Annotated in this window: 9 protein-coding genes; 4 read left to right on the top strand and 5 right to left on the bottom strand. The window is 74.1% G+C overall.

The features are described from left to right. The first annotated feature begins 25 nt into the window (after positions 1-25). Positions 26-2,653 (top strand): CHAT domain-containing protein, encoded by a 2,628-nt coding sequence (locus tag J2X64_RS08925; protein WP_310152594.1) that lies wholly within the window; start codon positions 26-28, stop codon positions 2,651-2,653. Here J2X64_RS08925 and cysE read toward each other — a convergent pair. Beyond that, positions 2,614-3,213: a serine O-acetyltransferase gene (gene cysE / locus J2X64_RS08920; protein ID WP_310152592.1), complete on the bottom strand. Its 600-nt coding sequence runs from the start codon at positions 3,211-3,213 to the stop codon at positions 2,614-2,616. The two genes, J2X64_RS08925 and cysE, sit on opposite strands and share 40 nt — an antisense overlap. A 17-nt stretch (positions 3,214-3,230) precedes the next feature. Then, positions 3,231-4,157 (bottom strand): cysteine synthase A, encoded by a 927-nt coding sequence (gene cysK, locus J2X64_RS08915; RefSeq protein ID WP_310152590.1) that lies wholly within the window; start codon positions 4,155-4,157, stop codon positions 3,231-3,233. A gap of 164 nt (positions 4,158-4,321) precedes the next feature. Between cysK and J2X64_RS08910 the strand changes: the two genes are divergently transcribed. The 3 genes from J2X64_RS08910 to J2X64_RS08900 are packed head-to-tail and all read left to right on the top strand — an operon-like array spanning position 4,322 to position 8,053. Then, the gene (locus J2X64_RS08910; protein WP_310152586.1) at positions 4,322-5,059 is read left to right on the top strand and encodes a hypothetical protein; all 738 of its coding nucleotides are present in this window, start codon (positions 4,322-4,324) and stop codon (positions 5,057-5,059) included. Continuing rightward, positions 5,056-5,667 carry a sigma-70 family RNA polymerase sigma factor gene (locus J2X64_RS08905; RefSeq protein WP_310152583.1) on the top strand — a complete coding sequence of 204 codons (612 nt, stop codon included), beginning with the start codon at positions 5,056-5,058 and terminating at the stop codon, positions 5,665-5,667. The genes J2X64_RS08910 and J2X64_RS08905 overlap by 4 nt, the downstream gene beginning before the upstream one ends. A 10-nt stretch (positions 5,668-5,677) precedes the next feature. Then, positions 5,678-8,053: a (Fe-S)-binding protein gene (locus tag J2X64_RS08900; protein WP_310152580.1), complete on the top strand. Its 2,376-nt coding sequence runs from the start codon at positions 5,678-5,680 to the stop codon at positions 8,051-8,053. A 129-nt stretch (positions 8,054-8,182) separates the two neighbouring features. Here J2X64_RS08900 and J2X64_RS08895 read toward each other — a convergent pair whose 3' ends face one another. The 3 genes from J2X64_RS08895 to J2X64_RS08885 form a co-directional block, all read right to left on the bottom strand. After that, a complete protein-coding gene (locus J2X64_RS08895) occupies positions 8,183-8,953 on the bottom strand; it encodes a lysophospholipid acyltransferase family protein (protein ID WP_310152577.1) in 771 nt (256 codons plus the stop codon). Positions 8,954-9,056: 103 nt separating this feature from the next. Beyond that, the gene (locus tag J2X64_RS08890; RefSeq protein ID WP_310152575.1) at positions 9,057-11,483 is read right to left on the bottom strand and encodes a LuxR C-terminal-related transcriptional regulator; all 2,427 of its coding nucleotides are present in this window, start codon (positions 11,481-11,483) and stop codon (positions 9,057-9,059) included. 241 nt (positions 11,484-11,724) lie between these two features. Further along, a complete protein-coding gene (locus J2X64_RS08885) occupies positions 11,725-12,657 on the bottom strand; it encodes an ABC transporter substrate-binding protein (protein WP_310152572.1) in 933 nt (310 codons plus the stop codon). Positions 12,658-12,672 lie beyond the last annotated feature (15 nt).

Genomic DNA, 12,672 nt, shown 5'->3' with positions numbered 1-12,672 from the left:
TGCCATCGAGGTAGCCGACCCCCGCGTGCTGCAGCTGCTCGAGCAGGGCCGCCACCTCAACTCGATCGGTCGCTTCCGCGACGCCGAGCGCTGCCTGCGCCGGGCGCTTCGGCTCGCCGAAGGCCTCTCCGGCGAGGCCCGCGAGCTCGCCCGGGGTCGGGTGCTCATCACCCTGGCGTGGTCGACGGTCGCGCTGCACGGCCGTGACCGCGCGCTCGCCCTGCTCGAGGACGTCCGCACCTCCACCATGTCGCCCCGGCTGCTCGCCCTCACCGGGGTGCAGGAGGCAGTCGTGCAGGTGGCCTGCCAGGACTGGCGCGGCGCGCTCGCCGCCCTGGCCCGGGTCGAGCGGCCGGACGAGCTCCTCACCCCGCGCGAGCAGGTCTCGGCGCTGCTCAACGGCGGCCTGGCCCACCTGTCGCTGCTCGAGCTGGACCCCGCACGCGAGGAGCTCGAGCGGGCCCTGGCGATCGCCGTCGCCGAGGGGGTGCCCGAGCAGGAGTTCAAGGCGCGCCACAACCTCGGCTGCCTCGCCTTCTACGCAGGCCGACTGCCCGAGGCCATCACCCTCATGCGCGAGGCCGACGCCATGGAGGCACCGGTCGGGCGGGTCCGGGCGCAGCACGACCTGGCCCTCGTCCTGCTCGAGGCCGGCCTGCTCGACCAGGCGCGCGAGACCCTCGCGCGGGCGCTCGGCGAGGCCCTGGCCGAGGGCCACCGGCTCGAGGAGGCGGACCTGCGGGTCGACCTCGCGACCTGCGCGCTGCTGCGCGACGCCCCGGCCGCGGCCCGCGAGCACCTGGGCGCGGCCGTGACGGCCTACCGGGCGCGTGGGGCGACCGACCGGCAGCGGTATGCCGCGCTGCTGCGGTCCTCGGTCGACCTCGCCGAGGGCGTCGTCCCTCGGGGGCTCAACCGGGTGGTCGCCCCGTGGCACGAGGTCGCGCGGCCGGTGCTTCCGGACGAGCGGCTCGCGGCCCGGGTGGAGGTGGAGGCGGCCCTGCTGCGCGGTGACGTCCACGCGGCAGGCACGGCGGTCGGCCGGCTCGAGGGCCGCGTGCGGCAGGGGCTGGCCGCCGACATGCACGAGCGGCTGCTGGTCGCGAGGGTCGCCGTGGCGCAGGGCGACCGGGCGCGTGCCCGCCGCACCGTCCGGACCGCCCTGCAGCGGCTCACCGACCGGGTCGCGCCCACGCAGAGCCTGGAGATCCGCTCGGCCCTGGCACTGCACGGCCAGCGGCTGGCCGACTTCGACGTCACCGACGCGCTCGCCGACGGCACCGTGGGCCGGGTGTTCGACTCGGTCGAGCGCTGGCGCGCCGTCTCGCACCGGCTCGCGCCGGTGACGGTGCCCACCGACTCCCGGGCGGCGTCCCTGCTGGCGGAGCTGCGGCAGGCCCGGCGCGAGGCGGCGGACAGCGCCGACGGCAGCGACGCGGCACGACTTCGTTCCCGGGCGGCCGACCTCGAGTGGCAGGTCAGCCAGCTCGACTGGGCCACGGCCGAGGACCGCGGCGCCGCAGGCGGGGGCGCACCCACGGCATACGGCACGGCTCGGCGGCTGCTGCACGACCGGGGTGAGCAGGCGGTCGTGATGTTCGCGCACGACGGCGGGCAGCACGCGCTGGTGGTGGGCGCGAGGTCGTCGTCCGTGCACCACCTCGGTCCCGCTGCCCGGGCGGCGGAGCTGGCCGACCGGCTCTCTCGCGACCTGCGGGCGCACGCGTTCGCCGGCCCGCACCCCGCCCTGCAGGCGGCCGTCGGCCGCGCCGTCGAGGAGTCGCTGGGCGCCCTGGGCGACCTGCTGCTCGGCCCACTCCCGCTCGAGGACGGGCCGGTCGTGGTGGTGCCCGGCCTGACGCTGCGCTCGGTGCCGTGGGGCATGCTGCCGTCGCTGGCGGGCCGGGCGGTGACCGTCGCGCCGTCGGTGACCCGATGGTCGGCGCCGCTGCTGGAGGACGGCCCTGGGCCGGAGGGGACGTTCACCGTCACCGCGCTCACCGGTCCGCGCCTGCGCCGTGCCGACGTCGAGGCCGGGCGCGTGGGCGAGCACTGGGACGCCGCGGGTGTGCAGTCACGTGTCGTCCTGCAGGCGGAGAGCGGTGACGTGCGCGGCGCTCTGGGCGCCGACGGCCTGGTGCACGTGGCTGCACACGGGACGCACGAGCCGCAGAGCCCGTGGTTCTCCTCGCTGCACATGGCCGACGGGCCGGTCTTCGCGCACGAGCTCCCACGCCCGGCGGCACCGCGGCACGTCGTGCTGTCGGCCTGCGACGTGGGACGGATCGACCCGCGACCGGGCGACGAGCCGCTCGGGCTCACCGCGGCGCTCCTCGGCCTGGGCGTGCGCAGCGTGGTCGCCGCCGTGGCACCGGTCAGCGACGAGGTCGCCGCCACCGCGATGGAGGCGTACCACGCCGGCCTGGCGTCAGGCCGGTCCGCGTCGGCAGCGCTCGCCGCCGTGGTGGCGCAGGAGCCGGCAGCCGGCGCGTTCTGCCTCTACGGCACCGACTGGCAGCCGCCGACGGGCACGGACACGTCCCGTGCGACCGGTGACGGCGCAGCGGGAACCGAGGAGGCGCGCCCGGGAGTCGCGGGCCGCCGGTTCGGCGCTCAGATCCAGAGCGCCGGGTCGCGGAACATCGCCTCGTAGGGGTCCTCGCGGCCCTGCGGGAAGCGGATGGTCGCCGGCACGCCGGTCGCGATCGCCCCGGCCGGGACGTCCTTGACCACCACGGAGTTCGCGCCGATCTGCGCGTCGTCGCCGATGTAGACCGGACCGAGGACCCGGGCGCCGGCGCCGATGGTCACGCGTGAGCCGACCGTCGGGTGGCGCTTGACCTTCTCCAGCGACCGGCCGCCCAGGGTGACGCCGTGGTAGATCATGACGTCGTCGCCGACCTCGGCGGTCTCGCCGATGACGACGCCCATGCCGTGGTCGATGAAGAAGCGCCGGCCGATGACGGCGGCCGGGTGGATCTCGACGCCCGTCACGGAGCGGACGGCCGTCATGAGCAGCCGGGCCGCGGGCTTCCAGGCGCCGCCGCGCAGCCACATGCGGTGGGCGAGGCGGTAGGCCCAGACGGCGTGCAGGCCGGGCGAGTTCAGCGCGAGGTCGAACCGCGAGGCAGCTGCGGGGTCGCGCGCCACCGCGGCGTCGAGGTCGTCGACGACGCGGTGGCGGGCGCGGCGGGCGTACAGGGCGAGGGTCACGAAGGAAGCGCCGCCGATCAGTCGAGCAGGTCGGAGAAGAGGATGGTGGACAGGTACCGCTCGCCGAAGCTGGGGATGATCACGACGATCGTCTTGCCGGCGTTCTCGGGGCGGCGGGCGACCTGGTCGGCGGCGGCGAGCGCGGCACCGGACGAGAGGCCGACGAGCAGGCCCTCCTCCTTGGCGGCCCGGCGGGCCCACTCGACCGAGGTCTCGGCGTTGATGTCGATGACCTCGTCGTAGATGTCGCGGTCGAGGATCTCGGGCACGAAGTTGGCGCCGAGGCCCTGGATCTTGTGCGGGCCGGGCTCGCCACCGTTGAGGATCGGCGACTCGGCCGGCTCGACGGCGATCATCTGCACCCCGTGCTTGCGGGCCTTGAGCACCTGGCCGACACCGGTGATGGTGCCGCCGGTGCCGATGCCCGCGACGACGATGTCGACCTGGCCGTCGGTGTCCTTCCAGATCTCCTCGGCCGTGGTCTTGCGGTGGATCTCCGGGTTCGCGGCGTTGGCGAACTGGCGGGCCAGGATGCCGCCACGCTCGGCGGCGATCTCCTCGGACTTGGCGACAGCGCCCTTCATGCCCAGGGCACCCTCGGTGAGGACGAGCTCGGCGCCGTACGCGCGCAGCAGGGCGCGGCGCTCCTTGCTCATCGTCTCCGGCATGGTGAGGACGACGTTGTAGCCGCGGGCCGCGCCGACCATGGCCAGCGCGATGCCGGTGTTGCCCGACGTGGCCTCGACGATCGTGCCGCCCGGCTTGAGCTCGCCCGACGCCTCCGCCGCGTCGACGATCGAGACGCCGATGCGGTCCTTGACCGAGCTCGCCGGGTTGTAGAACTCCAGCTTCGCCGCCACGGTCGCGTCGCTGTCGATGAGGCGGTTGATCCGGACCAGCGGGGTGTTGCCGATGAGCTGGGTCACGTCGTCGTAGATGGGCATGTGCCGTCCTTGTCGGTATGCCGCGTGCTCCGGGTGCGCGCGGGCGCGGGCGTTCGCTGTCTCGCCAAGTGCAGCGAATCTGGCGTTATGCATATTCCAACAGACGGTTATCGAACCCCGCAACGCCGGGACGCCCGTCGTGGGACCCCTGTCACACTTCGGGCGTGGGCGGACAGTACGGGGGCATGGACACCACCACGCCCGCAGACGGCGATGCCCTGGGCGCCCTGCTCACCGCAGCAGCCCCGACCCTGCCCGAGCTCGACCCCGACCGCACCTCCGGCCTGGCCCTCGCCGTCGCGGCCGAGGTGGTCGCGGCCGACCGGACCCTGCGTGGTCGGGTCCGGGGCCTGCGGCGCCGGCACCCGGCGGCTGCCGTCGCGACGGCGGCGGCGATCGTCCTGGTGCCGAGCGGCGCCTGGGCGGCCCAGCACTTCCTCGCGCAGACCGGGACGTACGGCAACCCCGCGCTGAACCCGGGCATGGAGGACGGCTCGGAGCGGATCGACACGTGCGCCAGGGACTTCGCGGCATACGTGGCGACGCTCGCCCCGACCGACGTCCCGGCGCCGCCCGGCCACCAGTGGGCGGAGTACGCCCAGCAGCAGGCGCGCTCGTACGCCTCGGACGGCACGTGCGCCCCCGGGGTCCGCGGCACGGTCCAGGAGACCAGCCTGCGGGTGGGCATGCTGTCCAGCGCCAGCGGCGACTGGGGGTGCACCCTCGTCCGGGCGACCCGGGACCGTGACGCCGCGGTCACGGCCGAGGCCCGCCGGGCGATGGAGGGCCTCGACGCCGAGGCCCGCCGGATCAGCCCGCAGGAGGGCAGTGTCGGCACCTGGGAGCCGGACCGCTTCCTGGCCGTCAGCCGCGACCCGGAGTTCGTCGGGTGCGACCGGTGACGGGGCGGACGCCCGGCGAGCGCCGGCTGGAGGAGCTCGCCGCCGCCCACGGGCCGCGGGTCCTGGCCTACCTCGCCCGCCGCACCAGCCCGGCCGAGGACGCCGCCGACGTGCTCCAGGAGGTCCTCACCACCGCGTGGCGCCGCATGACCGACGCCCCCGACGACCCGGACCACGCCCTCGCGTGGATGCTGGCGATCGCGCGCCGGACCCTCGCCAACCACCGTCGCGGCCAGGCGCGCCGGCACGACGCGACCGCACGGCTGCGCGCCGAGCTGGCGGGGAACCGGGTGACGGCGCCCGCGACGGCGCCGGCGGACGACGCCGCGGTCGACACCGTGCGGGCGGCGCTGCTCCGCCTCGGTCCCGACGACCGGGAGGTGCTCGCGCTGGCGTACTGGGACGGGCTCACCGGCGAACAGGTGGCCGTCGTGCTGGGGGTCAGCCCCACCTCGGCCCGCAAGCGACTCCAGCGCGCCCGCGAGCGGCTGCGCCGGGTGCTCGACGCCGGGCCCGTGGAGCCGCCCGGCGGGCGGGTGCCGGAGGCGTCCGACACCATGGTGCGGCACGGGTCACAACGAGGTGAGCGGGCGCTTACCGGCCAGTAGAGTGGCGCGCATGTCTGCACTCCAGATCGTCGCGCTCGTGGTCTGCGGGGTCGTCACGCTCGTCGCGGTGGCCCTCTTCGCCCGGGTCGTCGGCCAGTTCCTCGCGGTCTTCCGCCTCGGCCAGCCGGCTCCCGGCCGCACCGACGACAAGGCCACCCGCACCCGCACCCTGCTGCGGGAGTTCCTCGGCCACACGAGGATGTCGCGGCTGCCGGTCGTGGCGGTGGCGCACTGGTTCACGATGATCAGCTTCGGGGTGCTGTTCTTCACGCTGGTCAACGCCTTCGGCCAGCTCGCGAACCCCGAGTTCGCGCTCCCGCTGATCGGCCACTTCTTCCTCTACGAGTGGGTCACCGACGTCTTTGCCTTCGGCGGCTTCATCGGCATCGTGGTGCTGATGGCGATCCGCCAGAAGAACCACCCGCGCAGCGCCGCCGGCGAGGGCGGGCGCCGCAGCCGGTTCTTCGGGTCGACGTTCTGGCAGGCCTACTACGTCGAGCTCACCATCCTCGGCGTCACGATCTGCATCGGCCTGCTCCGCGCGCTGGAGTGGACCCTGGCCCGCCAGCTCGGCACCGGCCAGGACACTGCGCTGCACTTCCCGCTCACCGGCTGGATCGGCAACGCCTTCACCGGCCTGTCCACCGACACGGTGGAGAACCTCATCGTCGTCATCGCTGCGGTCAAGATCCTCATCTCGTTCGCGTGGATGATCACCATCTCGCTGCAGCCGACGATGGGCGTGGCCTGGCACCGCTTCCTGGCGTTCTTCAACATCTTCCTCAAGCGCCACGCCGACGGGCGCACCTCCCTCGGTGAGCTCCAGCCGCTGCTGGTCAAGGGCGAGCCGGTCGACTTCGAGAACATCGAGGAGCTCGACGAGGACGCTGCGCTCGGCGTCGGCAAGGTCGAGGACTTCACCTGGAAGGGCCTGCTCGACTTCACGACCTGCACCGAGTGCGGCCGCTGCCAGTCCCAGTGCCCCGCGTGGAACACCGACAAGCCGCTGTCGCCCAAGCTGCTCGTCATGACGCTGCGCGACCACGCACACGCCAAGGCGCCGTGGCTGCTCGCGTCCGAGGACGCCCGCGGCGAGCTGCCCGAGTCCCTGTCGGCCCTCGCCGAGGTGCCGCTCATCGGTGAGACCGGGTATGCCGAGAAGGCCGGCGACGGCGCGCTGGGCACCCACGGCGTGGGCGGCGGCGTCGGCGCGCTCGCGGCATACAACCCGCACGGTCCGGACGCGGTCATCGACCAGGACGTCCTGTGGTCGTGCACCACCTGCGGCGCCTGCGTCGAGCAGTGCCCGGTCGACATCGAGCACGTCGACGCGATCGTCGACATGCGCCGCTACCAGAATCTCATCGAGAGCGCGTTCCCCAACGAGCTCGGCGGCCTGTTCAAGAACCTCGAGAACAAGGGCAACCCGTGGGGCATGGCCGCCCGGGCCCGGCTCGACTGGGCCAAGGACCTGCCGTTCGAGGTCAAGATCCTCGGCCAGGACGTCGACTCCGCCGACGACGTGGACTACCTGTTCTGGGTCGGCTGCGCCGGCGCCTACGAGGACCGGGCCAAGAAGACGACCCGCGCGGTGGCCGAGCTGCTCGACCAGGCCGGGGTCACGTTCGCGATCCTCGGCGACGGCGAGTCCTGCACCGGTGACTCCGCCCGCCGGGCCGGCAACGAGTTCCTCTTCCAGATGCTCGCCCAGCAGAACGTCGAGACCCTCAACGAGGTCGGCGCGACCAAGATCGTCGTCACCTGCGCGCACTGCTTCAACACGATCAAGAACGAGTACCCCCAGCTCGGTGGCAAGTACGAGGTGGTCCACCACACCCAGCTGCTCAACCGGCTCGTCCGCGAGAAGAAGCTCGTCCCGGTCGCCCGCCCGGCCGAGGCGCCGGCGAAGTCCTCCACCAAGGACGTCGCCTCCACCGCGGCCACGGTGACCTACCACGACCCGTGCTACCTCGGCCGCCACAACGGCGTGTACGCGCCGCCGCGCGAGCTCATCGGCGCCCTGCCCGGCGTCGAGCTCACCGAGATGGAGCGCAGCAGGGAGAAGTCGTTCTGCTGCGGCGCCGGTGGTGCGCGCATGTGGATGGAGGAGAAGCTCGGCACGCGGATCAACACCAACCGCACCGAGGAGGCCCTCGGCACCGGCGCCCAGCGCATCGCCATCGGCTGCCCGTTCTGCCGCGTGATGATGTCGGACGGCCTCACCGCCGCCCAGTCCGAGGGCCGGGGCGAGGACGTCGAGGTCGTCGACGTGGCGCAGATGCTGCTCGCGGCCGTCAAGCGCGGCGATGGCGGCCAGCCGGCCGACGCCGAGGCGCAGGAGCCCACGCCGGACCCCGAGCCCGAGCCGGAGCCCCAGCCGGCCTGACCGGTGTTGCACGAACCTCTGCTAGCAGAGGCTCGTGCACTCAGCAGAGGTTGCACCTTGCGCTGAGTCGCCCAACCTCTGCTAGCAGAGGGTGAGCCCAGGGTCCGAGCGGTATGCCGTGGCGGCGGGTCAGCGGCCGGCCCGTCCGGCGTCCGCCCGGAGGCGCGCTTCCTCGTCGAGGAGGCGCGCCTCCTGCGATGCCGGCGCAGCCCCTCCCCGGGAGGCGGGCCACCACCAGGCGGTGCCCGGCTCGGCCGGCGGCTGCGGGTAGGTGTCGAGCAGGTGCTCGACCATCTCGACCAGGGTGGCGTGCAGCCGGTCGGTGAGCGCCTCGGCGTCCTCGCCGGGGCGTGGCACGAGCGGCTCACCGACGAGGACCGTGACCGCGGTGCCGCGGCGCAGGCTCCAGCGGCCACCGACCGTGAACACGCGGTGGACGCCCCAGTGCGCGACCGGGACCAGCGGGGCGCCGGTCGCGAGCGCGAGGTATGCCGCGCCCCGCCTGACGTCGGCGCGGTCCTTGACGACGAACGCGCGGCCGATGGTCGCCTCGGGGTAGATGCCGACTACCTCGCCCCGGCGCAGGGCGCGCAGGGCGTGGCGTGCGGCGACAGCGCCGTGGGCCCGGTCGACCGCGATGTGGTGCATGCCGCGCATGAGCTGCCCGGACACCGGGGCGTCGAAGACCGACTGCTTCGCCATGAACCGCACGAGCCGCCCGCGCACCGTCGCCGCGAGGCCGACCACCATGAAGTCGATGAAGCTGCTGTGGTTGGCGGCCACGACGACCGGTCCGGTGGCCGGGAGCCGGTCGGCCCCGCGCACGTCGATCCGCAGGCCGAGCGCCCGGAACAGGCCACGGCACGCCGCGATCACGAGACGGTAGGTCAGGTCGCGCACACCCCGGATTCGGAGCGGACGGCCGCACGGCCTGCCCGACGGCCCGGCCAGCCCGGCACGGCACGGGCGCCCCACCCTGGCGGCACGGGACTGCCCGGTCCGTTCAGGCGACCTCGGCCATGAGCGCCGCGAGCTTGGCCCGAGAGGCGATCTCGAGCTTGCGGTAGATGTGCGACAGGTGCGCGTCGACCGTGCGCGGCGAGACGAAGAGGTGGGTCGCGATCTGCCGGCTCGTCAGTCCCTCGGCGACCAGCTCCGCCACCGCACGCTCGGCCTTGGTGAGCGCGTCCAGCGGCGTGACGACCTCGGTCGTCGAGGCGGCGAAGAGGGCGGTGACCGCCGCGACGCCCTCCGGGGTCAGCTGCTGGTCCACCACCCAGCCGGCCGGGCAGTCGCGCACCGCGCCCGCGGCATACGCGACGCCGGGGCGGTCGCGGCCGACCGCCTGGCGCGGGACCCGCAGCGCGGCCGCGGCACCCGCGACGTGGCGGTGCGCGGGGTTGGCGTTCCGGCGCAGCAGACCGGCCAGCCCGTCGAGGGCGTCCGCCGCCCGCAGCGGGAGCGGCACCTGGCCGGCCCGCCGCAGGGCCGACAGGTACGACGCCTGGGCCTGGCCGGGCTCGCCCAGCTCCATGAGGGCGTCGCCCACGAGCAGGCGCGCCTCGACCGCGTCGCGACCCAGGTTGCTGCTGTCGGCGAGGACGACGATGTCGGCCGCCCGGCCCGCCGCCTGGGCGGTCTCGCCGGCGGCGAGCAGCTCGCGCACCTCCTGCAGCTGCACGACGAGACGGACGGCCCAGGGCAGCCCGTCCGGCTCGACCTCGGTGCCGGGCTCGCCGGTCACCAGCCGGTGCACCGTGTCCGCGAGCAGCGCGATGCGGTCCTCGTGGATCTCGCGGGCCCGCTCGCGGGCGACGCGGGCGAGGGACTCGGCCTCCACCAGGCGGCCCTGCTCCCACGCGACCTTCGCCTGCAGCACCCGGGCGGCGAGCGCGATCCACAGCTCGTCCGGCGGAGGCGCGTCGACGACCAGCGCGGCGAGCCGCTCCGCCTCGTCCCACTCGCCGGTGGACACGCAGACGTCCATGAGGGTGCGGCGGACCTGGCGGACGACGTACGGATCGGCCTGGCCGAGCTCGAGCGTGCGCTCGGCGTCGGCGCGGGCCTCGGCGAGCTTGCCGGCGTCGAGGTGCATCTCCGCGCGGATGGCGGCGGTGCGGGCGACCTCGAGGTCGCGGTCCTGGGGGTCGAGCGCCTGGGCGTGCTGCTCGGCGCGCTCCAGCAGGCGCAGCCCCTCGTAGGTGCCGCGCGCCTCCGAGGCGCAGATGCCGGCGCGGCGGGCGAGCTGGGAGCCGACGAGGGGCGGGCCGTCGCCGCTGTCGAGGACCGACTCGAGCAGGTCGACCGCCTCGCGGACCCGCATGGCCGTGTACAGCGTCGAGAACGCCCGGTTGGCCAGCTCGTACCCGAGGGCCCGCGTCGCGTCCTGCGCGCAGGCGTACCGCACGGCCATCGCCAGCAGGTCGAGCTCGGCGAGCCACGGCTCGTTCGCCGCTCCGGAGAAGAAGTCGCGCGGGAGCACCGCGTCGGCCCAGGTGACCAGCCCCTCGAACGCGCCCACCTCGTCGTCGGTCTCGGCGGCGAGGGCCCGCCCGACCTCGCGCAGCGGCGCGAGCATCGCGAACCGGCCGTCGGCGTGGACCTCCACGAGGCTGCGCCGCGACAGTGCCGAGGCGAGCTGGACCGCCTGCGCCCGTGAGACGCCGCAACCGTGCGCGATGACGTCGAGGCCCACGGGCCGCCCGATCACGGCGAGCCGGCGGAAGCACCGCTGCTGCTCCTCGTCGAGCAGGGCGTAGGAGGCCCGGACCGCCTCGTCCATCGATCCCACGGGGGCAACGTCGCTGACGCCGACGAGGGCGATCTGCACCGCGAGCTGCTCCAGCAGGAGCGGGAGGCCGCCGCTGGCGGTGATGAGGCGCCGGATCGTGGGGCCGTGGGTGTCGAGGTCGACGAGGTGGCCGCCGGCTGCCGCCACCCGGGCCAGCAGCAGCTCGACCGCGGGGCCCTCGAGCTCGCCGGTCGCCTTCGGGGCCGGCAGCGGCTGCAGCCGGAGCACCCGCTCGTGCGGGCGGCCGGCGACGGTCTGCGCGGTGCACAGCAGCCGCCAGGTGTCGGTCTCCTCGACCAGGTCCTGCAGCAGGGCGCCCAGGCCGTCCACCGCGTCGACGCCGTCGAGCACGAGCAGGACGTCCCGGCCGTCGAGGGCCCGCTTGAGCGCCATGGTCTCCGAGTCGCCGGGCGCCACCTCGGCCGACAACGCGGTCAGGCAGGCGGCCACCAGGCTGGCGCGTGAGCTGTGGGCGTGGGCGGTCACCCAGAGCGACCCCGGGACGGCGGCGGCCGCGTGCCGGGCGACGAGGGTCTTGCCACAGCCGGGCGCCCCGGTCACGGTCACCCAGCGGTGCTCCTCGACCAGCTGCCGGACGCGGTCGATGACCTCGTCACGGCCCACGCAGGGAGTCAGCACCCGTTCAGGCTACCGACGTCGTTCGCCCGTATCGGTGGTTTCACCGATGCCCTCGGCGGCACGGTCCCGGCAGTCTTGTCCACGCACGGCTCGCGGGACGGGCACGGGATGCGTGGAGGGGCGCATCCCAGGTCCGTCCGGCGCAGGCGGGACGGGGCCCCGCCGCACAGAGGCCGGGTGCGGACTCGGGGGGAGTCCACACCCGGCCTCGTCGTGCGTGCCGGTGTCCTGGCCTGTCAGGTCAGCCGAGGCCGTTCTTGCCGAGGAACTCCTTGGCCACCGCCGACGCGTCCTTCTTGTCGACGACGACCTCCTTGAGGAGGGCGGCCAGGGTCGCGGTGTCGAGCTTGGCCGAGACCGCGTTGAGCGCCCCGGCGATGGTGTCGTTGCTCTTGCTCTTGGTGATGAGCGGGACGACGTTCTGCGCGGCATACATGCTCTTGGGGTCCTCGAGCGCCACGAGGTCGTTGGCCGCGATGTTCGGGTCCGTGGTGAACAGGTCACCCGCGTCGATCTGGCCGTTCTTGAGGGCGGCGAGGGTGAGCGGGCCACCGGCGTCGAGCGGGCGGAACGACTTGAACTCCAGGCCGTAGATCTTCTTGAACCCGGGCAGGCCGGTGAGGCGGGTCTTCCACTCCGGCGGCCCACCGACCGTGAGGTCCTGGCTCTTGCCCTTGAGGTCGGCGATCGACTTCACGCCGAGCTGGTCGGCCTTGGACTTCTTCATGACCAGGGCGTCCTTGTCCTCGGCCGCCGACTTGTCGAGCACGGTCAGCGTCGCGGGGAGGGAGGACTTGAGCTCGGTGTAGACGCCATCGGCGTCGGTGGCCTTGGCGTTCTTGTTGAAGTACTGGGTCAGGACGCCGGTGTACTCGGGGATGAGGTCGATCGACCCGTCCTGCAGCGCCGGGATGTAGGCCTCGCGCGCACCGATGTTGAGCCGCTTGGTCACCTTGACGCCCTTGGCCTCGAGGGCACCGGCATAGATCTCGGCGAGCAGGGCGCTCTCGGGGAAGTCTGCGGACCCGACCGTGATGCCGCTGCTCGAGCCGCCACCGGCGGAGCTGCTGCTGGTCTTGGTCGCGAGCGGGTCGCCACCGGAGCTGCCACAGGCGGCCGTCCCCAGCAGCGCGGCCACGGTGGCCACGGTCACGGTCATTCTGGTCAGCTTCACTGGTCGTGCCTCTCG

The organism is Phycicoccus sp. 3266 (genome assembly GCF_031456495.1).
Classification (GTDB): Bacteria; Actinomycetota; Actinomycetes; order Actinomycetales; family Dermatophilaceae; genus Pedococcus.
This window is presented reverse-complemented; position numbering and strand designations above follow the sequence as displayed.

What these genes read in the sequence shown, in the direction of transcription:
- J2X64_RS08900 (WP_310152580.1), top strand. Translation starts at nt 5,678, where the DNA reads ATGTCTGCACTCCAGATCGTCGCGCTCGTGGTCTGCGGGGTCGTCACG.
- cysK (WP_310152590.1), bottom strand. Translation starts at nt 4,157, where the DNA reads ATGCCCATCTACGACGACGTGACCCAGCTCATCGGCAACACCCCGCTG.